Consider the following 23855-nt stretch of genomic DNA (forward strand, 5'->3'; position numbering starts at 1 on the left):
ATAAGGGTAGGGTTCATCCTATCATTCTCCATAGACAAAGAATTAGGGCATCTAATTCAGATGCCCCGACTAGGTGTAATTCTATTCCTGCGGGTATCTTTCTCCGCAAGTTTCCTTAAGTTTAAAAATTCTGATGCTCCAGCGCATCATCCGCATTCATGATCAGCCTGATCAGGTTGAAAATGGCGGCGAAGGCGGCGGCCGATCCGGAACCGAGCGCTGCTAACCATTGAGGTTCACCCTTCGTCATGTTTGCGATCCCCCCGGCTTCGTCTGAGATAAAATACAGGGTATTCTGGATGATTTTTGTGATCGAGTCCCCTTTCTCGTTCTGCTGATTCGGATCATTCTGATTTTCCTCCTTCAGTTCGATTACAGTCGTTGTGATCTCGAGCCCGAACACCACGGCGCCGATCAACATTTTCCACAAGCCCTTCGTGACCGGGACAGCCGAATCATTGATCGCCTTGCGAACTGCTGTCGGTAAAGCCATATCCCCAATCGCGCCTACCAAATAAGTAAACCAGGTTCCTCGCTGATACCATACCTCCTTATCGCCGCCTACCGGGAAGGAGCCAACAAGCTTGCCGAACGAGAGTGCCATGCTGAAGAGCTCGATCGACTCCAGCTTTTTCGTCAGAGCTTCCTGCTTTTCGAAATTAGGCTCATCGAGAATTCTTGCTTGAGTGACCGCCCCCCACAAGGTCAAGGCGTCGCTGGCAAGAGAGGCTACCAGGTAAGTTAATCCGCCGAGGTAGGAGTACATTTGTGGCCCAGAAACCGCGGAGCTATCATCGTTCTTGTTTTTCGCAGTTGCGACTGCAGCGAGTAACGACGTCGAATCGCTGCTGCCGTCCGTTCCCATCAGCAGGCCGAAGATTTGCTTGTAGTCGCCCTTAATGAACAGATCATTGTCATCGGTAATCGGTGTCTGCTCCACTATGAGCTTGTAGCCGATGGTCGCTGGAATCGCATAAACAAGCATTATGGCGTCGAGCGCGGACAGATCGTCATCCGAGAGAGTTTTGTAGAAGGCGCTGAAGAACGGGATGTCGATCTTCTGGTTCAAGCCGTCTTTATATAAGGACATCAAGTCCTCCATCAGCTTGATCATGCCGACTACAATGGTCTCCATGGCATCGACGATCCCGATCAACAGGTCACTGCCCAGCATCTCTAGAACTTGGCTGAACGTAATCGACTGATCGGAGAACGCCGTCTGCAAATCTTCCCCAAGCTGCGTGATCGTCTGCTGAATAGATGTGAGCGTAGGGTATACGACATCCTTGAAAAAGTCATTAATCGCGTCGCTCGGATTCATCACGCCGGCATCCGTATTGTCCGCGACGCCGCCATGCATCAAATGATATTGTCCCCAATAGGATCCCGGCGTGTTATTGGTCTTCTGCTGCATGCTCACCGTGTCGGAGGATTGCTCGGTCACATATTGGTTTTTGGCCGCGAAAATGTTGTCCTGCGGAACGGTAGGCCCTTCTAAGTTCTTGAGATCGTTCTTTAGCTGCTCAAAAAAGCTGCTGACCTTATCCTCGAATTGCTTCAGCTCGTTCTTGCCGAACTCCATGGACTGGTTCGCGAGGTTGACCAGCGCCTTATGCACCCTCTTAATATCGTCCCAATCGAAAATAAAGCCGAGCCAGTCGATAAACTTGTTAATATCGATGCCAAGCGTCTTGTTCAACACCCAGCTGATGGCACGGAAAACTTCCTCCAGCACCATAATTTCGAACTTGAACCACAGCTCGCCGATCTTGAATACGAATTCGAGCACATCCTCCCCCACTTGAACGAAGAATTGCTCAACATCGTCGATCTTCTCCTTTATCCACTCGTACGCATCGCCGAACGCGACCTCTAACCAGTTCAGCGCAGCGAAGGCGTTGCTCGCTGTGCCGGTTAACATCGCGTTCTCCGATCCGGCCGTCGAGAGCGCTCGCAGATGTGTCGTAGCCGCTGCATGATCGAGGAACGTCGCCTTGCCGCCTGTGAACGTCAACCCCCATACGTGCTGCTGGCGCCCTTGAAGACGAAGCAGGTGCCGCCCCGGCTCTGACGCCGAACGATTCGTTGCGAAGAGCGCCTGGGTAGATGGCGTCATTTGCGACCCGCCGGTCGGCGCATTGAACGTATAAGAGGTCAGCTGCTGAAGGGCGCCGGCCGCGGCATCGATGTTGTCGCTGTCGGTGTTCGGGTCGACGAGCGGCGAGCCGTCCTGCAGCTTCGCATTTTTCAAATCATCCGATGATTGAATGAGCGTCAGAGAAGAGTTGATCTGAGCCGACGGATCGATGTCGACGATCTCGTCGAAGTAGCTTCCCTGCAAGCGGAACACCGGCGTCGATAGGTCATGCACGACGTTGATGATTGTCACGTTGCCCATCAGATCCGTCGTGACCGATACCGGCGTATTCGGATCGATACTATGCAGTTGGCCGTTAATCGTCGCGAACGTCCAGGAGGAAGCCGTCATCTGAATCGTCTTGTTCATCATCGGCTGTCCGAGGCTGTCGTTCAGATGGATGTGCGTCGTATAGCAGTTGAAGTTCTGGATCGTGTCGAGCTGGCTGAGCTGAATCTGGCTTTCCTTCCAGAGCGTGCTGGCCGGGTCCTGGTATTGGAACGTAAGTGAACTATCGTTTTTTACGGTAAAAATCGTATTCGCCTGCATGCTCGTATTGCGGAATGCGGTGATCTGCGACACGCCGTCACGGATCATAATAGGCGTCCCCCAACTCGTATAGTCGCTACGCACGCCGGCGCAGTGATAGAGTTCATTGTCGCCGCTTACGGTAAAGATCGAAGCGTTGTCCGTATCCTGCGTGACGATAAGCTCATGAATGTCGGACAAATTCGTCGCCGAAGCTATGGTCGTCGCGCCGGATGTTGTGGACGACGGGTATACATAGATGCTGTCCCCCGCAGCGTACAGATCGTACGAATTGCCGCTGCCTGGCAGCGCAGCGATTGCGTTCACATTGCCGGGCAGCGAGAACGAGTAGCTCGCCGACTTATGGTATTTCGGATCCGGTAGCGAGGTGAACTCGAGTGATTGTCCTGCGCTTGTCTGATATAGCGCGTACACCCCGATATCGCCCTGCACAATTCCAATAGCCATATCCTGCAAATTTTGCGCGTTCTCGGGAAGGGTGAACTTCTGCCATGTCCAAGACGTGTCAGATGCGTTCATGTTGATCCAGTAATGCTCATCGGTATCGCTCGTCTTGACGGCTGCGATCCCGAGAGGCGTCACCGAACTATCGTTGCCCGAATCGATGACGATCTCCTTAATCTTCACATCGCCGTTTGGGAACGGGCGCTTCATCCATTTCGAGGCGAGGTTCGACCAATCTGTCAACGTTGGGTCGTTCGACAAAAGGGGAGTCAGATAGAGAGTCGATTTATCCGAGCTCCCCTTCGGTGCCATAGCAAGCGCGATGAGCAGTTGGCCGTCCGCGCTCTGCGCAACGTCGAACGTTTGCGCTTGCAAATTAGAATCGATCCCCGAGCTGATATTATATTGGGACCATCCGGATGTGCTGCTGGCATCCGTTACGATGACGTACATGGAATGATCGCTGCCGATCGAGAACAATATCGCATTCCCTGCGTGATCCTGCACGGCCTTCATCATATTTTGCGGGTCGACAACGGTTGCCGCCGCCTGGTTGACCATTAGTTCTGAATTGACGATCAACTGGACAGCATTAGTGCCCTCTGAATCCTTCGTTAACAGCAAGGTATTCATGCTGCGAGTTCCTCCTTCGCGTTTAAGATTGTGATTTGTATGTAATGTCCATCGTCAGGTTATTGAACGGATCAAGCTGGGCGTTGGCGTAGAAGAATACATCGCCTGCCGGTAAAATAAACCTGTTGTGTAATGGACCGAGCAGATTCTTGAATTGATTCAGCGTGTTCTTCATGCTGCTCTCGTAGCTGCCGCCGATGTCGTTTAGTAACTGCTTGTTATCCGGTATAAGGGCAATATCTCCTTTGCCGAGCCAGTTGCCGTCTGTAGACTTGGTTGCGTCCGGCACATCCAGGTCGAGATCGAGTGCGACCTGCCCATCGTCACCCGCGGAGATGGTGATTTTGCCCGTCCAGTCGATCTTGGCCGTCTCGGACATCCACTCGGAGAATACGCAAGTAAAATCGTTCCGGTACGTCATCGTCAAATTCCCGCTCAGGTTGACCTTCACCTTGGTCGGCGTATCGTTGCTGTAGCTTACGCTCGCGGTCCGGTTGTCCGTCATCGTAATATGAGCGTCCACCATCGTAAGCGATGAGATACACTTAACGTCATCCTTTAATGTATATTGCTGCTGCGAATTGCTTGAGTAGGACCAGCCGCCAGTAATCGGGGTTGGCGCATTGGTAATTCCGAGTGAATTCTGGATTAACGGGAGGAGCCAGCTGATCCAAAACAGATCGCTCGATATAATAAATTTGCCGTCGGATTCTGAGTTTGTCACCCAATTGCTGGAGAAGATGCCTGCATTCGGATCGGTCGGTAGAGGTGTTTGATTGGTCATGACGAGGAAGTTCAGTGTGCTGATCCCTTCGATGCTCGGATCGCTGTAAATGGAGAATGTGCTTCCTGTAGGAGTAAACGTCGGCGGAGTTGATGGGGCTATGGTGTTCGTATCGACGCAATAGCCTAGGATGTATGGGTTGTCGGTTCCCTGCAGTGTCGTGAAATAAGTCTGCAGTGCCTGTTGGAATTGAGTAATTTGCCCTGGCGTTATCATGGAGCCGTCTGGGAGCGGCATCTTCGTCAAGCCAGGATCAAAGCTGGCCAAATCCGCATCCTCGAAGTCGGTGAACAGATGACTGATCGTGAACATACTGTCGTTGAACTGCTGCAGGTGATCCTGCACCTCCTGCGGTACCGCGCTTCCTTTCTTAACGTCGTCGTACGCAATGGCGACCAAATCCAGATTGACAGTGAAGGCGTATACCCAGTTCGTAAAATCGATCGTCTTTTGCTTGGCGGATGAGCCGAACCCATCCCAGTACGTGAACTTCCCGGAAGGCATATTCAGCATGAAGAGAATCGCCCGGTTCGTTCCCGGTACGCTGAAGCTAACGGTCGGTGCATTCAGCTTGGCATCGATTTCAATTCCTGTATCTCCGGCCTTGAGCTTAAGATGATCTGGCAAGATGCTCTTCTTGAACAGCTGTTCGAACTGGAAGTTGATAGTGTCCTCGGTGATGGCGGCTACCATCTGGAACCCGCCTAACGTTTGGGGTGTCGACATGAATGTCCTCCTTTGATCATGTGATTTTTTATGATGCACGAATATTATATCAGATGGACGGGAGATAATTACCTCTTTACCCAAGTTATAACAAACCTCGTATTTCTTCATGATAGGAATGCTGCCAGTTAGTAGAACGAGGCCACCGATCGTACTGCCGGCAGCCTCGTCATGTTGTTTATTTACTTATTACTCGACACGGGAAATCTCTTCTACCGCATCCGGTCAAGGTCAGTCGTTCGGATATGCCGTGATACAAATATCCTCTCCGACCTGCCGGGTGCTGTGGATCGTAACATTCCATGCCTCATCGACAGTTTCCACGTCCGTGCCGCCGAAGGGAGTGAAGGAATTGCGTCCTCCCAGTATTTTGGGAGCGATATAGATCAACCATTTGTTAATCAGCTTGGTGCGCAAGAAAGATCCATTGATTTCGCTGCCGCCTTCTACCAGAAGGTCGGTAATGCCTCTCTGATAAAGAATGCTCATCAAGGCATGCAGATCAAGACCGTATTCAGTTTGAGGGACAAAAAGAATATCCAGCCCTCTTTGTTTCAAAGCGCTCACTTTTTCAGGATCCGCATCTTCTTTCGTTACAATCCAAGTCTGTACTTCCGAACAATCGGCTACATGAGCCGTCATCGGTAAGCGCAGATTCGTATCGAGGATGATGCGGATGGGCTGCTTCGAACGTTCCGGCAATCGCGCCGTTAGGCGGGGGTTGTCCGCCAAAACCGTTTGGATCCCCACCAGAATGCCATCGACTTCGCTTCGCAACTGATGCACTTCCTGTTGTACCTGAGCCCCCGTTATCCACTGCGAGTGTCCCGTATGCGCAGCCAATTTTCCATCCAGCGTCATAGCAACGTTTGAAATAACAAACGGGAGGTGTTTGGTCATGTTGTGCACATATCGCTCATTTAGCAATTTAGCTTCCGCCTGCAACACACCCACATCAACTCGGATCCCGTGTTCCCTCAACAGTTGAATGCCGCGTCCAGCCATCATCGGATTCGGATCCTGCATGGCAACGACGACACGTGCGACCTCGGCATTCTTAACCATCTCCGCGCAAGGAGCAGTTCCTCCGAACGGGGAACACGGTTCAAGTGTTACATATAACGTGGCGCCTTTCGTATGCTCGCCGGCCATGCGAAATGCATGAACCTCGGCATGGGGTTCCCCCGCTTTCCGATGGACGCCCATACCGACGATCTGCCCTTCTTTGACAAGAATGGCGCCCACGACGGGATTCGGTGTCGTTTTTCCTTTGGCTGTGGCAGCCAAGTCTAACGCTAATTTCATAAAATGCTGGTCATTATTCACCTGCCGCCCCATCCTTCCTGTTCGACGCTTCGGGTTGGAGGATCGTAAAGGTGACCTGATTTGGCAATTTTCGTTCTCAAGTATCGCTTATTATGCTTCGTGGGGTTACCCCAAATAGAGACGTGTTGATCGGTTAGAAGTCCTTTCTCTCGAAGTGAATGCAATTTTTTGGGGTTGTTTGTAATAAGACTGACCGGTTTGCGCCGCATGCTTCGAAGTACGCGAATCGCTTCATCGTAGGAGCGCTGATCGTCGTCGTAACCAAGTTCAATATTGGCTTCTACCGTATCGTAGCCTTTTTCCTGCAATAAATAAGCAAGAGACTTTGAAAAAAGCCCGATACCGCGGCCCTCATGATTGGCCAAATAAAAAAGAGCTCCGCAACCGTTTTGGGCGATCATGTTCATGGAACGTTGCAATTGGTAGCCGCAGTCGCAGCGTTTGCTCCCGAAAATGTCCCCGGTATGGCATATGCTGTGAAACCGGACCAACGCTTGGTCGTTGTTGGCGAAGTCGCCATAAACGAGTACGGATGATTGCTGAGAAGATGCGAAATCAATTTCAGACAGTACGTCGAGAATCTCTCCTTCCAGCGAAGGAATGCTTTCCATATTTAACCATGTATACCATTGGAAAGTAATTTCTCGACCTTCCAGTTGTACCGGGAGCTGCACTGGGCCAACAAGAACGAGATTCGGACTGTGGTCTTGTCTCAAGATCTTTATCTTTTCGGCCACCACATTTCTAGCTTGCATCGAAATCACAATTCCATCTCCTCTTCAAACAGTTTTGTTGGATCTTTGGACTAAAGTCGTCCGTTGCAGCTGTGCATGATACCTCCTTTCCGTCAATATGTTTGTTAGATGGGTAAAAAATAAAAAATCCCCGATTTCGTTGCCGAAAGTGGGGATTTCGAAAAACGGGAAATAACCTGAAAGAGGCACCCGGATTTCCAAACTATTCGGCAACTGGCTGGCATAGACTTTGCATTTCGCAAATTCCTTAGCCCCTTTAGCTTTGCGTCGCTAATTTTCATTAGCTTTGCCATTATCGTTTTTCAATTACAGCTACAATGATAATCTTTGCTCTCTATGATTGCAATCCAAATTTTTCATCTATGCCGCGGTCTGCAATAAAACACTAATATCCCCTTCCTCCGTTCATCGAGACCGCCGACAAAATTCTTTGGCGGTTACTCCATTAAAACATGTTTGAGGCTGGTTGAGCATTGATCTCGAATAACAAACGATGCTAGACACTGCAAGCGGGACTAGGGAATACCGGGATCAAATGAATCCTGTTATCGGTCTGGACATCGCCAAAGGAGAGATCCAAGTTCAAGGCTTTCTTGGACAAAGGGATTACTCCCCTATTTTACTCAAAATCACATTGGCTGCTTCCATCGCACCGCCAGTATTCCGAAAAGCTTCTGACAGCTTCTGTGCAGCTTCCTTATATGTCCGTTTTTCCAACACCTCGGCTACCGCTGTCGCCAAATATTCTGGCTTATTCCCTTTCAGTTTTAATCCTGAACCCAGTTCGGCAACCCGGTCAGCCACTAATCTTTGTTCGCTATGTTGCGGAAATAGTATCATTGGAACTCCCAAATACAGGCTTTCATTCACACTATTCATTCCGCAATGGGTAATAAATACATCTGCGGTTTGTAATACCGATATCTGATCCACGGAATTTTTCACTGTGAAATTTCGTGGTATGTTACCAAGAGTGGAAATTTCAGTTTTTTCACCAACTGACATCACAATATCATAGTCTGTCTTTGCAAATGCATTAATACAGTTTTGGTAAAAATTATAATTTTTATTAAGTATAGTTCCAAGGGATATGTAAACTACTTTTCTATCCGTTTTATCATTCTGTACCGGTGAAAGCTGCTTGATGGATGGCCCGACAAAGGAATATCGGTCGGAAAAGGTATCCGCCCTTGGCTGGAATTCTTTCGAAGTGAAAACAATGGTATCCGTTTCATTATCATTTTGAACCATCGACACAAAATTTTCTATCTCAAATCCATGATTCTTTAGCAATTGTATTTTGTTGTTTATTCGTGGTATGCCCACGATCATTCTCCATATTTCCATGAAACTCCGCTTCATCAGTTTTGCCGTATATTGATTAAAAGCAAAGGAAGTCGTCGAACAAATATAGGGGACACCTAGTTTCTTGGCAAATAATTTACCCCATAAACATAAAGAGTCGGATACAATGCAATCCGGCTGAAGCTCCCTTAATTCCTTACATACCTTATCATCCAAAGCAATGGTCGTATCGGCGAGCATTTCAATCAATGCCGCAAAATCTTTACCAACTTTACGATCCATTTCTTTTTTCGATTGCCGGGGCACGAATTCATCACAAGAAATAAACGTAGCACCGGCGACTTCTATATTTTTCTGAAATTCCAGAAAGGAATAATACCACACTTGATGACCTCTATTTGCTAACTCGGTTACTACCGGAATGGTCGGATTGGTATGACCATGTGCAGGTATCGAAAAAAATACGATTTTGCTCATTCTGACTCATCTCCCGCCGGTTCGGCTTTTCTGATCATATCTGCAATTTCCAAGAAACCCTCGCTTTTTAAGATCGCAATTCCTTTTGTCGCATCTTCTCCCAAAACAACCAGCTTATCACCAGGATGAACACTGCAAGCGGGACTAGGGGCTACCGGCAACTACTTTGGTTCGAAGTTGATATGATCAAATGAACCCTTTTATCGGTCTGGGGGCACTACGGTACCTTCTCCTCCCGCATAGCCATCAGGCTCTTCCTTCCCTCGTGGAACAGAAGTTTAAGCGTCTTAGTCAACACGACCTTCTGCTCCTGAGACTGATTCAGCGCCCGAATCATGTGCGTCACCTTCTTCCACTTAGCGCGGGATAGATCCTCGATCGTCCAGACGTCGGCAGCCTGGAAAATCTGGAAGAGCGCTTCGACGAATTGCTCACGTTGCGGTTTCGCGAGCTGTCCCAGCCACGACTTCAGCGCAGCCACAACCATGCGGCTTTCCCTCGCCACCTGTTCCGCCCGGACGAACTTCGGACCCATGACTTCCCAGGAAAACGCATCGTGTTGCATAAGCAATGACTGATTGCTCCTAACGACCGCAAACGCCTCCACATGCTCTAGCAGCATACCGACGACCGACGCCTGCGGCACGATTGTACGAATGCGATCGCGCATCTCGAGATAAGCATCTCTCCTCGTAATCTTTTCGTCAAATCCCGGCCCGTCATTATTGTACACCTCTATGATTCGCGCCTTCACGTCGACTCGGCACATAACCGCCGCATAAGCCGCGAGGTTGCCTCCCTTTGAATGGCCTCCGAGCCGAAGCGGCGAGCTTCCCTCACCTGCTGTATCCTCTAAGTATCGGACGGCCTCGAACTGCGAAGGCACTGGCGTTGTAACGGTCATGTTGAAATTTTCTTTCCAGCCGACGATCGTACTGTCCGTTCCGCGGTAGGCGACATATAGGGTGCCGTCCTCCAACTCGACATGCATCGCCGCGAACTGTTTAGTTCGGTCTAGATCGACGATGTTTTGGAATTTGGACAGCTTCGCGTTCGCGAAGCGGGAGCAGTGTCGAACCTTCCTCAGGAGCGAAACGGAGTTGCGTAACATATGGCCGAAGCTCTGAATGCGATCTTCGCTATACAGATGGAAATACCTCTCCGCCGCTTCCCGGATAGAAATCGACGCGTCGATCCATTCGGGCGGTACGATATAATCGAAGTTGACGTAGGCCAGCTGAGAGAGGACAAGATTGTCCACTTCATTGAACGGAGCTTGCTCCAGCGTCAAGTCTCCCCGCCAATCCAAATAATCCAGCATATTCCCCATGCTTCCATCCCACCCCATTGTACGAGTTGCGCTGATTGAAATATATTAGAATCATATCAAATTCCGATCGCATTCTCCTTCCCAGTTCCCCGCTTCTTATATTCGAGGGGGATAGGTCTCCCGTTTGCTTCCCGAGTGGGGCTTTACTCCCCTTGCAGCCGGCCAACTCTGTACAGCGATGCCACCGATCATCCCTTAGGCGGTTTCAGAGGATCCATCTAAATTTCGACGTCTTGTTCGGATCCGTGAGCGCTTGCCACACTTGTTCTGGCTTTGCAGCTTTTCGCGGCTTGCTTTTCTCGTGGTAATGAGCCCAGCTTCCTCTAATATGTTCAGATGCTTCATAACGCCAAATCGGGACCTACCCTTCGAGGCAAATAACTCTCCATTATTACTACACTTCCCGATTTCTACCTACCCAAAACCGGGTCGGTTAAACGGCCCGTTACTTTAATTAAAATGGCAGCCGATGCTGGGCGGCTGCCATGATGGTTTATGAAGCTAGCTATCGAATCATTCCGACCCTTCCAAACACGATCGAATTTCGCATACACGCTCCACTAGTCGATATTCGCGACTTTCCATTCACCGGCTTTGTTTTTTCTAACCGTGAATGCATAGACGGAATTAAATAAGAAGCCCTCTTCGCTTAGCGCCCTATAGGCAACGTTGACATTGTATCTTTTCTCGTCCAGCGCCGTAATCGATTCCAGCTTTTCGAACCGGTATAATCTTCCACCGTCGATTAAAAAACTTATCGCAACCGCTAAACCTTGTGATTCCAGCGATTTCGCGAATGCCTTGGCGTCCTTGGCAATGATCGCATCCATGCTCGCTAGTGCGCATTGCAGCACCGCTTTCTGGATTTCGTCCAGCGCCGATTCGTCGTAGGTCAAGAATACACCGGCTTTGAAGTCATCGCTCGCATGCGTCTCCCTTAGCGACGTAATCATGGCTAGAAACAGCTTTCGCGCTTTCGCCTTCTCCTCGGACGTATATGCAAAGCGTATGAGCAACTCATGCGATTCGCCATGGAAAGAGAAATAGTCGTATTCCATCATCGGGTCGCTCCGGTCTGTTCCTAAGTATTCCTTATAAGCTGCCAAATCGGGATCGGTTTCCTGAAAGTCCGGTTGGACCATGCTGCCTTCCATGATGGCGAAAGAGTTTCTCGGCTCTCCGTAGCCCCACTCCACCCCTTCGGAAAACTCTCGTTGATCCATAAACTCCGGAACGTAAACTCCGTACGGCAACGAAGTGTGTTTTCGGAAAACGGCGTTCTCCATCTTATCATTGAACGTATACGCCTGAATGACGGAACCGCCCGACTTCACTTCGACGATCAATGACGTTTGCGGGCTTCGCGAGACTTCTGGGCTCTGCCCGGCGGACACGGCCGTCTCCGCCGGCTCGCCCGGACTTCCCGAGGCCGATTCCGAGGGATCGACACTTGCCTTTTCGTTCGACGCAGCCGGATCCCCGGTTATCGTCGAACTTTCTGAGGGCGACGTAACATCGTGCGACTTGGACGACCAGCATGCGGATAAGAGGAGTGAGGCGATTATGATGATTACGAAGCTTCGAACCCTTTTCATAGGAACATTACATCCCCCTCAATCGAATACTGGTAAGTAGCTATTTAGACGATAATATGTTAGAAAAAGTTTCTTGAAAAAAAGCCGTCCCTCATGTCACTTTCATGACCCGACGAGACGGCTCCTTATCCGACCATTATCTGCTTTCGATGATTTGGATGATTTGAGCGATCACCTTGACCGCTTCCGCGCGGGTTGCTTGGGCTTGGGGCTTAAACGCACGGTCCGGGTAGCCCGAGAGGAACCCCTGTTCCGCCGCGGCTTCGACGGCATCTCTCGCCCAGCGCGAGATCCGATCCCCATCCGCGATGGACGGAGCGACTACCGGATTTTTCGGGTTCCGTCGCGCTGAATAAGCGGTTGCCCCTCAGATCACCTTGCGAGTCGTAGGACAGCCGAATATCCTGCGCTCTATGTAAATCCGCATCTGCGCCTAACGTTGCCTTTATGGTTTTCGTTCCGGCCACCACAGTTTCAAGAACCGTTCTATCCACGCCGTCCGCTTTTACGGTGAACCCGCTCGCAGATGGCATCCGAATCTCTTCATCGAACGTTACCGTGATGATGTTGGGACGTTCGACACTTACCACTGCATTCACGATGGTCGGCGGAGCGGCGTCATTGCCAGCATTCGTTGCAATTCCCCGCAGGGTAGGATACGTCATCCCTTCCCCGATCGTCCAGATCTCGCTGAAATCCCAATCATCGAACACAACCTGGTGCTTCAACTCTGCCGTCGATTTCCCGTCGCCTTTACCCGAGTCGCCTTGGCCGGACGTAATTGCATCGTAGTATCCCGAGGTTACGACGGATACAGGTCTGAAATCCCTCCCCGCCAACCCTCCGATATCGGAACCTGAACCGGCGGTACGGCCTGCGGCATATGCCCGGTTGATCGTTCCTACATGCCGCCCGACCAGCCCGTTGACTTCCGCGCTCCCCGTGACGGACCCGATGGCGTAAGTATCCTCGACCAAACTCCCCAATCGGCGCGGCCCACCAGTCCGCCGACCGCATACATTCCGGTAACGTCACCTGTCGCGTAGGACTGCCTCACGACGCCGGGAAACATGTTGCCCACCAAGCCTCCGACATTGTTTCCGCCGCTTACGTCGGCCGTCGAATAGGACCGTTCGACCGTTCCTCCGCGGTTATCTCCGACCAGCCCGCCGCTCGAATAGGATCCTCGAATGCTGCCGCCTTCCACCCCGATGCCGCGCACGTGGCCTCCATCGCCGAGGTAACCGATCAAGCCGATCTGTCCGGTTCCCGGACGGTTGATTCGTAAGCCGCGAATCGCATGCCCCTTACCGTCGATTTGCCTGATGAAAGCACCTGCATTCGAGTCGCCGATCGGCGCGAACCCTGCCCCTTCGCCGGCGCTCGTCGCCCACATGTCGAGCCGGCTGTCGTCCGTTAATGTTGTGCCGAAATCGATGTTGTCCGCCAGCGTATAATTCGACGTCAAATCCATCGCCATCAACTGCAGCTGATGGGCGTTGCCGATCGTCTCCGACCATTCCGACCGGAGGAACGGCCGAGTTGAACCTTCGACAATGAACCATTCCGCCGAGAAGTCGAACCCCGAATAGCTCGCTTGGCCGAGCGCCTGCGCGGTCGAAAGGCTCGCCGTGACGCACGGTTTTCCGTAATCGCTGTTATTGTAGCCGCAACCGCTGCTCTGCCCGGAAGTCTCCGCTTCCCAGTAATTGTATTCCATCACGGCGCCGTTATTGGCGCCGAGTGCTCCGCCGACGTCTCCATTATCGGCACTTACCGTACCTGTGGAGTAGGATCAGCCTACATACCCATAAACCGTTATCCCCACCAAGCCCCCGACGACATGATCCCGCTCCATACGAGTATACGTCTCATTCCACCCTATCCTTCCTGCATCATTCGATAGCCGACAACCTTCAACAGAAAGTATATAAGAAACCTTCGGCTGTCGAATCTAACCGCGGTTATAGCCCCGGTTATAGGAGATAGGAACGAACGCATCAACGGAACCCCCGCAGCTCCCGTCCGCGCTTAATCGCCTCCAAGCGGTTTTTCGCCTGCAGCTTGCTATAAATGCGGTTAATGTGCGCCTTCAGGGTACCCATGCCGATTCCGAGCGCGGAGGCGAGCGCCGAATTGTCCATGCCCTCTTCCATGTGGCAGAATAACGCGTACTCCTTCGGCGTCAGAAGCATCTCCAAGGCGACCGGCGGGAGGTTCGGCGAATCGGCCGCTTCTCCGTAACAGGACAAGATTTTGCGCACGTAAGCGAGAGAGGGCGCGTTCCGGTCCCGGATATTGCCTTTCTGCCGCTGCCGCACGTATTCCGCCAACAGCTTCGCGACCGGCTTACCCTTGTCGACGAACACGCGGACGTAGTCGTCTGGTTCGGCGTACCGCAGCGCCTCCTCCAGCCGGAGCAACGCCTCTTCATTCTTGTCCGCGCATTGCAGCATCATGGCTTGCAGTATCTGTAGATCCAACGCGTCCATTGGGCGGTGGCCCTTTACCGCGATGGAGAACAGCTTCTCCGACAACGACCACGCCTCCCGCCGCTCTCCCGTTTCCATCAACACCCGGACGAGGAAAACGTAAATGTAAAGCTGATACACGGACACCGGATCGTCCGCGGAGAGTTTATACCGTTCCTTCCACCGGACAGCCTCCGTAAGGTCCCCCTGTTCCAGCCGCAGAGCGGCCATCTCCGCTTCGAGGAGAATCGGCGCCGCTTCGGCTCCGTCCTTCAACGCTCTTGCGCCGGCCTCTTCCAGCCATTTTTCCGCTTGGGCGACGTCTTGTTTCGCTCTCCTGATCCGCGACAGGAACAGGCTTGCGGGGACGTACGCCTTCTCCGGCTGGTACCCCCCGTGGCTGCCGCCCGCGAGACCTTGCTTCAAATACTTCTCCGCCAGTTCCAATTCATTCCGTTCGTACAGCAATTCCCCATAGCAGATCACAGTCAGGTCTTGCAGGCCCATCAGCCCCATGAATTCGATCATGCCCGCGAAAAAGTCGTCCGACAGGCCCCTGGGCAGATGCTTGCCACGTTTGCCATTGTACGATCGGAAAACGGACGGCGCCAGCGGCATATAGGGGGACGCGAAGATCAAATCCGTTCCTTCGGGACTGTGTTGAAGCGACAAGCGGATATACTCCAGTCCCCGGATCATGTCCATATCGAACTGAGTCGCCTTGAAATTGCGAACGTAATACAAGTAACCCAGGTAACGTTGTTTCTCTTCCTGTCCCCAGACCGACGAAGCTTCCTCGTAATGCTGCTCGGCCAGTCGCAAATGCCGCTCCGCCGTATCCACATCCTGAGCCCAGAGCAGCGAGAAAATATACGAAAAGTACAGATAGGGCCGCTGCATCAACATTGGCTCGGGAATCGCCGACAACCAAGACCGGATCGCCTGGAACTCCCTGCGGATCATGACGCTGCGCATCCGTTCCAGCAATCGCATGGCTTCCTCATATTGCTGCCCGGCCAAATAATAATCGACCGCTTCCTCGAGCATCTCCTGTCTCTCGCACCATTCGGCGGCCGACTGGAACAAGGGGCCCGTTCTGCCGGGATCTTGGCCCTTCAGCCGGTTCCGCAAAAACTCCCCGAACAGGTGGTGGAACCGATACCACTCCATGCGGTCATCCATCGGGACCAAAAACAGGCCGAGGTCCCCCAGCTCCGCGAGCTTCTTCGAGCCGTTCTTCCCGCCCACCGCTTCGCACAAGGGACCGTTCATGCGCCGAAGAACCGACACGTCCAGCAAGAAGCGCTTGGTCGGCTCATCCAAAGCTTCGAACACTTCCTCCAGCAAATACCGTTCCAAGCTCCCGCCCGCCGGGAAATAGCCCCGATCGTAGGTGTCCGTTCGCCCTCCATAACGCCAAGACAACGCGATCAGCTTCAGACCGGTCACCCAACCCTCGGTCTCGGCCAGGCACCGCTCGATCTGCTCCCTTCGCAGCTCCCGCCCGGCATAAATCCGGAAAAAATCCACCGTCTCCCGCAAATCGAACCTTAGCTGATCGGAGTCGATTTCGCGGATCCAGTCCCGGCTCCGCCATCTCGCTTTGGCAAATCCGACCGCGACGCGGCTTGCAAAAAGAAGGTGTACGGTAGAAGGCAAATATTCCAAGAAGAACGAGACGGATTCGGCGATCTCCGGATCTACGATCAGGTGCCAATCATCCCAGACCAGCGCGAGCGGGTCCTCCAAGCGGTTCAATTCGTTCAGCAAATTCACGAGAAACGGCTCGTACCGTCCGGGATTCAGCGCATCAGCTGCCGCATGGACGGAGCCCGGCAGTTCACCGATCGCCCGCTCGATGGATGCCGTCGCATAACGCCAAAACCGGACCAGATCGTTATCCTTTTCGTCCAGCGACAGCCAACCGACGGGGATGCCCGCTTGACGTGCCCATTCGCCGACCAAAGTCGTTTTGCCGTACCCCGCTGGCGCAATAAGAAATGTCGCCTTTCCGGCCATGCCCTCATTCAATCGCGCGATCAAATGGGGGCGCGGCACAGACTGGGCAATCGGCTGCGGAATCCGGAATTTAGAGAACAGAATCTCGGCGTTGTTGTCGTTCCAATCGCTTGTCATCGTTCGGTCCTTTCCCACGCTTGTTCAGGACTCTCCCCCTCTTCAATACCACCTCCAGGAAATTTCCAAACAATATCTCCTCGTTGAACATATTGTTTAACCATTAGAACAGAATCATTTGGCACAATAATTGCTTCGGCAATCAATGAAGTAACCACCTTTTCGCGAGATTCAGAAGATAATACCAAGATTGATAACATCATAAAAAGATGCCGAGGCTCCTCCATAAAACATCGAGCATGGCGAGTACATCTTCGATGTTCTGGATTGACGCTTTCATGCCAAACCACCCGATAGATCATCCTACCATTACTTTACCATAACGAGGAAAACCTGACCGTTCAGGACAATAATGATATCCTGGATTTATTTCAAAGCTGCACATAACTTCCGGACGGCTCAACAGGATAAACTCCCGTACTCCGTTGTATTATGAGTACAGTTATAAAATTTTCATCAAACTTTTGGTTTACTCCATAAATTAAGGCTTGTATGATGAAATCACCTTATCAAATGGTTTACATATTCAACCGGCGGGAGCATGATGAAATGGATAACCTTGAGAAGATTGACGCGTTACGAAACAAGTTGATCAATAGCGCTAGCGATAACGCGTTCGACTTTCAACATCCCGCTGTGTTGGAAGTATCAAAAGAACTGGATCAACTCATCGTTGAATGGATGAGATCCAAAAAACAAAAGGATACCTAAGTCCCGTAACAGGTCGTCAAACAAAGAAAAAGGCTCTCCCGCTAACTCGGAGTGCCCGATCATATATTCAGGGGTGAAAGGCTTCAGCTCGTCAAGCCGGCCATCTCGTACCTTAGCCGCCCTTGCCGGGTCGACCAGCAGCGCACGGCCGACGGCAACCGGATCGAACTGTCGATCGTTGAGCTTGTCGGTCAAGGTATCCACGTTCGCCGTACCACGCGTTTTCCCCTCTAAACGAAGATAGAAACTCATTATCCAAACCTACGGAGCCCACTGTGATTGTAGGTTTACCGGTTAATTTTTTAACCCAGCCTGCTAAATTTAGATCGGAACCGGCGAACTCCGGTTCCCAGAAGCGGCGGGTCGAGCAGTGAAATGCATCAACACCCGCTTCTACAAGCGGCGCAAGGAATTTGTCCAATTCACCCGGATTGGCTGCCAACTTCGCCTCGTAATCGCTTGATTTCCATTGCGATATCCGCAATAAGATAGGGAAATCGGGTCCTACGGCGCGACGGCAAGCCGGCGGCAACAACGGAATCGATCCTTTCCTGACTCATCGGCTCATTGACTTTTTCCCCGGTCGCGAGATCCAAGCCTGAAGGTCCGATCGGCCGTTCCTCCGGGTTCGGAACGGCTCCTACCTCACGGTCGTCCGTTCCTTCGATAAATTTTTAGCAGCGTTCAAGGGTCATCATCCCCTTGCCTCCTATTTTGCGAATGATGTTCGGACGAGCCGGATGGTCTTTATTTCGAACGGGCGAAGAAGGAACGCGATCTTCCCGTCCTCAAGCGGTAATTCGACGTTCGCCTCCTCCAGCATGTTGGTTTCGTACGCCGTCGTTACGGATATCCCAACATGCAGACCGCATGATACCGAGGCTCCCTTACTCTCGTATAGGCGTATGATCCAATCTCCCGAACCGTCTTCGGCAAGCTTGACCGTCTCCGCAATAACATTCGCGCGATCGACTTGAAGCAACGATCGTTGTTCGTCCCGGCTGCCTCTGTCCGTAATAGTAACGGGGTAGTTCAGCTCATAGGCTTCCCTAATGACAGGACTGTCGAAGAACGATCCGTTCCAAACCATGAAGCCGTATGTAAATCGGTGCGTTCCTTGATCGGACGTCTCGTCCGGATACGTCGGCGATCGAAGAAGCGTCATGCTCATCGTATGATCCTTGACGGCGATCCCGTATTTGCAATCGTTCAGCAACGCAAAGCCGCGATTCGTCTCGGCAAGCGCGGCCCACTTGTGCTGGCACACCTCATATCGGTCCGCGTCATGGGGACGCGAAGCGTGATTCGGCCGTTTGACGTAACCGAATTGAATCTCCTGCATCGATTCGTTCGCATGGACGAGCACGGGGAAATCGACGCGGAGCATCTTGTTCGCCTCATTCCAGTTTACTGTCGTGTGGAATTCGATCCGACGGCTGCCGGCGCGAAGCCGAATATCCTGGACCATCGTCGATCGATGCAACGTCCGTTCGACGCGGATATTCGCAAAGAGCGGGCCGTTCGCCGTAACGGCAATGTCGGCTTTCGCATCCAGTTCGACCGGAGATGCCTCATAACGCCGGTCGATCTCCCACGCATCGAACGCGGACGGCTGATCGCGGTACATCTTCATGACGTTGCTATTTCCCGCCGCCCAATCGGTTCCGGTCTCTTTATCCACAATCCGGACGATTTCGCCCAGTTCGTTAACGGTAATCGACAAATACTCGTTCTCGAGGCGCGTCGCGGTTGCATTCACCGCCGAGGGGACCGGGGCATCCGCAAGACCCTTCCTTTCGCAGGTCGCATACGTCGACCACCCCATAGAAGGGGTTTCGACTTCCGCGTACCATACGCCGTCATGCTGCTGAGCCGGCACCGCTTGCCCGGTCCGGTCCATTAGCCCGTCGACGCCGACAGGCAAGGCAACCAGCTCTTTCCTCTCCCAGGACAGCGAATTGAAGACCGTGACGTCCGACCGCTCGCCGTTCGCCAGCGAATCCCTTGTTTCCTTGGCCATACCGTAAATGATCTCGTTTAACGCCATCAGCTCGGCCTGCGCTTCCTCATGAACGCGATGAATGGAAGTTCCGGGCAAGATGTCGTGGAAATGGTGCAGCAAAAGCCGCTTCCACAGACGATCCATTTCCGGGTACGGGTACGGCCTGTTCTGTAACAGGTCTGCGGCGGCGCCCCACAATTCGGCCTCGCGGAAGCCGATCTCCGCTTTCCGATTCAAGCGCTTGAGCTGCGCTTGTGTCGTGTACGTTCCCCGGTGCGCCGGATAATACAGTTCGCCTACGTATTTCGCATCGGGAATGCCTCGCTGGATCTGGTCCTGGAAATATTCGATCGGCGAGCCGTGCTTCGTTCGCGGTACGCCTTCCAAATTTTCGAGCCGGCGCAGAAACTCCAGGTCGTCCCGGTTCGCTCCCCCGCCTCCGTCGCCATGCCCGAACTGTACAAGTCTTGTCGCGATGCCGTCCTTCTGTACGCGATCGTTCCATTGCCGAATCAGAAACGACGGGTTCACGCGAATCGGGTACTCGCCGTAATCCAGCAGGTGCGTCAAAATTTGCGTACCGTCGATGCCCTCCCAGAGGAACGTATTGTACGGGAACGGATCGCAGACGTTCTCGTAGGTTTGGAACATTTTAACGGAAGCGAAGTAACGAAGCCCGCAGCCCTTCATCATTTGCGGCATGTTGCCGGAGTAGCCGAATACGTCGGGTAGCCACAGCATTTCGTTGTCTTTGCCGAATTCCTCTTTAAAGAACCTTTTGCCGTGCATGATTTGGCGAATCAGGCTTTCTCCTCCGGCTAAGTTCGTATCGGACTCCACCCACATGCCGCCTTCAGGGATGATTCGCCCATCCGCGACCGCCTGTTTGATGCGTGCGTAAAGCTCGGGGTATAGGTCCTTGGCGAGCTGATACAAATACGGCTGGCTCTGAACGTACTGATATTCGGGATATTCCTCCATAAGCGCAAGCTGGTTGGACATGGTCCGGGCGATTTTCCGCTTCGTCTCCTCGATCGGCCACAACCATGCGATATCGAGATGGGACTGACCGATGAGGAACAGCAGCGGGGACGTCGAACCGTTCACGCATGCCAAGAGCGGTTCCATCAGCCGGCGGCACCGATTCACGTTCGCAGTCAGCGCATCCTCTGATAACCCGAAATCGACGGCAGCGACGACTTCCGTCAAACCCCGTTCGATTTCCGCCGTACGCAGGGAGTTCGGATCGACATGATTGCTGACCTGCCACAAACATTCCAAATCGATGAAAAATTGATAGATATCCTCTTGAAAAATGCAAAGATGCGATTCGCCGATCATCGGCTTCCGATTCGTATGGCCGGCGTACGCCTCCGCGACGAGCTCGAATCGTTCGCCGGGCCGCGCGCTGCGCGTCAGCGTCACGTCGTGATGCTGAAGATCCGTCGCCCCGCTCACGACCCCATTGATGTAAAGCGTCGCTTCCGAGCCGAAATCGGCCAACGCCGCCACTCGTTTGCCGGCCGCTTCCGGCGGAATGGCGATCGATGCGCGGAACCAACCGTACATCCAGTTGTCGCCCCATCGTTCCCCGGGGTGCATGGCTTCGAATCGACGAGTTTGCGTATCCGTATAGGAGAGGCGCTCCCCCGTGACAAAGCCGGTGAATGCGATCGAACCGATGTTCGTATAAATGTATCGGTTCTTATCCTTCAGCAGCTTTTCGACATGGCTTTGAATCTCTTTTTTTAAATTCAAGCTTCTGCTCACATCCTATAGTTTCATCTTGGCTGGGCGGGCTCGGCGCAAGTTCGGCAAAAGTCGTCCCTCCGCGGCGATCGCTGCGGAGGGACTATGTTACCTCGGTTTATTTCGACAAGGCTCTTTGTGCAGCGTTATTATAGATCTCTAGCACTTTTTCAACATCGCCCATTCTTTTGATTTGCTCGATAAATGTCGGCCAATCGTCAAAGCTTGCTTTGCCGGAAACGAATTTCGCCTGTTCTTCCGTTACGAACGTTTTGACAGGGTTCATAATCTCGGATATTTGCTGGCTTTCGTCCTTCGTGAGCTGAATAGACGGTTCACTTAACCAGGATGGAACATACTCGTTCTCAGGCATCGGCAAACCCGTTAGGAAGGGCGATTTCTCGATCGGAATTTCTTCATATTTGCCGTTAAACACCGTATAATCCGTTGCGGCAAAATCTACGAATGCTCTTGCGTCATTGACCATCTGTAAGCCAGGGTTATGGTTTCTGCTTGCTCGCATACCGTATTTATCACCCTCTAACCATGGATCCTCAGCGTTTTTCAGCGAATCTACGAAAGTCGGATTTCCGTCTTCTCCGATCGTATAGGTCGTGCCCTCGATCCCCCAAGTAATAAGCCGGATCATTTCATCGGAATATTGATGGTCGATAAACTTGATCAATTCTTCGGCATGTTTCACTTTCGAACGAATGGCGTAAGCGCCCCAGCCTAAGTCCGGCGTATTCCCGTTCGCGACTTCCTGCCACGCTTTTCCGTACTTCGGGTTATCGGGATACAGGGAAACAGCGAATATTTTGCCGTCGTTAGCCGTCCTCGTGTACTCTGCCGGGGTCGTAAACCACTGGGTCAACCACATGAAGTTATCGCCGTTCAATGCCTTTCTTTTCAGTGTATCGTCCGTATCGATGGTATACTCCGGATCCAGCAGTTGTTCCGAGTACAGCTTATTCGCAAAGAGCAGCGCGTCTTTATATCCTTCTTCCATAACCCCATATACGTATTTCTCGCCATTCCAGAAAATGTCGTCCCTGATGTGACTCGCGGAGAACAGCGACCTTAAGCTATTCCATCTCGTCGCAACAGGGTATTTTTCCGGGTACAGCTCTTTTATTTTTTTTGCAGCCTCGTAAAACTCATCAAGAGTTTCTGGAATTCTGATGTTATTCGCCTTAAATACATCGTAGCGGTAGGCTGACGTATTCTGAATGAGCATGCCGCGATCCTCGGGAAACCTAGGCGTAGAAGTTTCCTTGAATGTGTACATCTCGCCGTCGGCATTCGTTACTCTCGCCATCCCGTTCTTCACCTTACTAAGATAGTTCATATAGTTAGGCATTAATTCCTTGTACTGACTTAATTCAAGGAGCTGGCCTTGCTCGGCCATTTCGGTGGTATCGTAAAATAAAGGAGTCACGAAGAAGTCCGTCAAATCATCGCTTGCGATCATAAGCTTAACTTTCTCATCGTACTCGGACGATGGAATATAGTTATAGTCAATTTCAACCTTCTTGCCCATATAGGCTTCCATCTGCTTATGCCATTCTTCGCCGACTAAACTATTGGGATTATCCACCCCGTTCGAAGGCAGAGTCACGGAGAAACGCATCGCTTCGCTTGCCTCTTCCGTATTTCCGCTCTCGGGCGTCTCGCTCTCGGACGTTCCAATATTACTGTTCGTACAGCCGGTCATAGCAAGTGCTCCAGCCATTGCAAGGCTAAGCATGTTCGCCCACTTGTTCATTCGAACCCCTCCAAGTAACTTGTTTACTTTCTTTGAATAGCGACCTCACCTTAGCCCTTGATTGAGCCAATCAGGATCCCTCTTGTGAAATGCTTTTGGAAGAACGGATAAATACACATGATCGGGAACATGGTGATAATGATGACGCTCATTCTTACGGCCTTAGGATCAAGCGCATCTCCCGGCGCATTAATGGCAACGCTGCCGCCTGCCCCGACTCGCCCTTGAATCGCAGTCGTATCCAGCGTAAATAAATAGTTTCTTAAGACCATTTGCAAAGGGTACTTATCCTGATCGCGGAGGTAGATCAAAGCCTCGAACCAGCTGTTCCAGCTTCCTACCAGACCGAATAATGCAAAGGTCGCGAGCAGCGCTTTCGATAAAGGCAATACAATTTTGAATAAAACCACCAAATCATTCGCTCCGTCGATGTACGCAGAATCCTTGAGCTCCGAAGGGATATTCAGGAAGAAGGTTCGAAACAGAAACACATTATAGGCACCGACGGCGCCGGGAAGAATCATCACCCAAACCGTATCCAACAGGTTAAGACTCCGCATAAGCAAATAGGTAGGGATTAACCCCCCGCCGAAAAACATCGTAATCATGAGAAAGACGGTGAGAAATTTTTTGCCTGCGAATCCGGGAATGGTAAGCGGGTAAGCCATTAAAGCCGTAAAGAAAAGCATAATGCCGGTTGAACCGACTGCATAAATGATTGAATTCAAATAACCCTTAAAAATATAGGGGTCTTGAAATACCGTCGTATAAGCGCTTAGATTAAACCCTTTAGGCCATACCGTTACGCTTCCCGAGGAGATGTAACGTGCGCCGCTCAGCGATGTGGCGATAATATGTAGGATCGGATACGACACAACGATGAAGATGAATAGCATCACCGCAATATTCACTGCATCAAAAGCTTTGGAGCCCAAGCTTTCTTGTCTCAACGTCCCACCT

General features: G+C 51.8%; 15 protein-coding genes, 1 pseudogene and 1 riboswitch. Of the genes and pseudogenes, 1 reads left to right on the forward strand and 15 read right to left on the reverse strand.

All coding sequences use genetic code 11. The features are described 5' to 3' along the window. Window positions 1–121 precede the first annotated feature (121 nt). The 11 genes from RIN49_RS06155 to RIN49_RS06210 all read right to left on the reverse strand — a co-directional run bounded on the left by RIN49_RS06155 (window position 122) and on the right by RIN49_RS06210 (window position 16871). Window positions 122–3763, reverse strand: coding sequence for a hypothetical protein (locus RIN49_RS06155; RefSeq protein ID WP_309119287.1), 3642 nt, complete (start codon window positions 3761–3763; stop codon window positions 122–124). 22 nt (window positions 3764–3785) lie between these two features. Continuing rightward, entirely contained in the window at window positions 3786–5240 is a 1455-nt protein-coding gene (locus tag RIN49_RS06160; protein ID WP_309119288.1) for a hypothetical protein, read from the reverse strand. A gap of 264 nt (window positions 5241–5504) precedes the next feature. Then, window positions 5505–6599 carry a bifunctional diaminohydroxyphosphoribosylaminopyrimidine deaminase/5-amino-6-(5-phosphoribosylamino)uracil reductase RibD gene (ribD, locus tag RIN49_RS06165; RefSeq protein ID WP_309119289.1) on the reverse strand — a complete coding sequence of 365 codons (1095 nt, stop codon included), beginning with the start codon at window positions 6597–6599 and terminating at the stop codon, window positions 5505–5507. Next, window positions 6596–7354, reverse strand: a complete 759-nt coding sequence (locus RIN49_RS06170) for a GTP cyclohydrolase II (protein ID WP_309119527.1) — start codon at window positions 7352–7354, stop codon at window positions 6596–6598. The genes ribD and RIN49_RS06170 overlap by 4 nt, the downstream gene beginning before the upstream one ends. A gap of 205 nt (window positions 7355–7559) precedes the next feature. Then, window positions 7560–7655: riboswitch (cyclic di-GMP riboswitch) on the reverse strand. Window positions 7656–7960: 305 nt separating this feature from the next. Beyond that, a complete protein-coding gene (locus RIN49_RS06175) occupies window positions 7961–9136 on the reverse strand; it encodes a macrolide family glycosyltransferase (protein ID WP_309119290.1) in 1176 nt (391 codons plus the stop codon). A gap of 217 nt (window positions 9137–9353) precedes the next feature. Further along, window positions 9354–10466: an Mbeg1-like protein gene (locus RIN49_RS06180; RefSeq protein ID WP_309119291.1), complete on the reverse strand. Its 1113-nt coding sequence runs from the start codon at window positions 10464–10466 to the stop codon at window positions 9354–9356. A gap of 560 nt (window positions 10467–11026) precedes the next feature. After that, the gene (locus RIN49_RS06190) at window positions 11027–12061 is read right to left on the reverse strand and encodes a hypothetical protein (protein ID WP_309119292.1); all 1035 of its coding nucleotides are present in this window, start codon (window positions 12059–12061) and stop codon (window positions 11027–11029) included. A 136-nt stretch (window positions 12062–12197) separates the two neighbouring features. After that, entirely contained in the window at window positions 12198–12371 is a 174-nt protein-coding gene (locus tag RIN49_RS06195; protein ID WP_309119528.1) for an S-layer homology domain-containing protein, read from the reverse strand. A 591-nt stretch (window positions 12372–12962) separates the two neighbouring features. Next, window positions 12963–13781: a GLUG motif-containing protein gene (locus RIN49_RS06200; RefSeq protein WP_309119529.1), complete on the reverse strand. Its 819-nt coding sequence runs from the start codon at window positions 13779–13781 to the stop codon at window positions 12963–12965. A gap of 280 nt (window positions 13782–14061) precedes the next feature. Continuing rightward, complete coding sequence (locus RIN49_RS06205; RefSeq protein ID WP_309119293.1) at window positions 14062–16668, reverse strand: winged helix-turn-helix domain-containing protein; 2607 nt, start codon at window positions 16666–16668, stop codon at window positions 14062–14064. Further along, entirely contained in the window at window positions 16665–16871 is a 207-nt protein-coding gene (locus tag RIN49_RS06210) for an NUDIX hydrolase (RefSeq protein WP_309119294.1), read from the reverse strand. The genes RIN49_RS06205 and RIN49_RS06210 overlap by 4 nt, the downstream gene beginning before the upstream one ends. Before the next feature lie 346 nt (window positions 16872–17217). Here RIN49_RS06210 and RIN49_RS28765 point away from each other — a divergent pair, with 346 nt between their 5' ends. Next, entirely contained in the window at window positions 17218–17379 is a 162-nt protein-coding gene (locus RIN49_RS28765) for a Spo0E family sporulation regulatory protein-aspartic acid phosphatase (protein WP_375295213.1), read from the forward strand. Here the strand turns inward: RIN49_RS28765 and RIN49_RS28920 are convergent. The 4 genes and pseudogenes from RIN49_RS28920 to RIN49_RS06230 all read right to left on the reverse strand — a co-directional run. Next, a pseudogene (locus tag RIN49_RS28920) lies at window positions 17317–18029 on the reverse strand (beta/alpha barrel domain-containing protein); the annotation flags it as partial. The gene RIN49_RS28765 and the pseudogene RIN49_RS28920 overlap by 63 nt on opposite strands. A gap of 59 nt (window positions 18030–18088) precedes the next feature. Further along, a complete protein-coding gene (locus RIN49_RS06220) occupies window positions 18089–21139 on the reverse strand; it encodes an alpha-mannosidase (RefSeq protein ID WP_309119295.1) in 3051 nt (1016 codons plus the stop codon). A gap of 109 nt (window positions 21140–21248) precedes the next feature. Beyond that, window positions 21249–22895, reverse strand: coding sequence for an extracellular solute-binding protein (locus RIN49_RS06225; protein ID WP_309119296.1), 1647 nt, complete (start codon window positions 22893–22895; stop codon window positions 21249–21251). A gap of 50 nt (window positions 22896–22945) precedes the next feature. Then, entirely contained in the window at window positions 22946–23845 is a 900-nt protein-coding gene (locus RIN49_RS06230; RefSeq protein WP_309119297.1) for a carbohydrate ABC transporter permease, read from the reverse strand. Window positions 23846–23855: the final 10 nt, after the last annotated feature.

The organism is Paenibacillus sp. (genome assembly GCF_031177825.1).
In the GTDB taxonomy this organism is placed as follows: domain Bacteria; phylum Bacillota; class Bacilli; order Paenibacillales; family YIM-B00363; genus Paenibacillus_AE.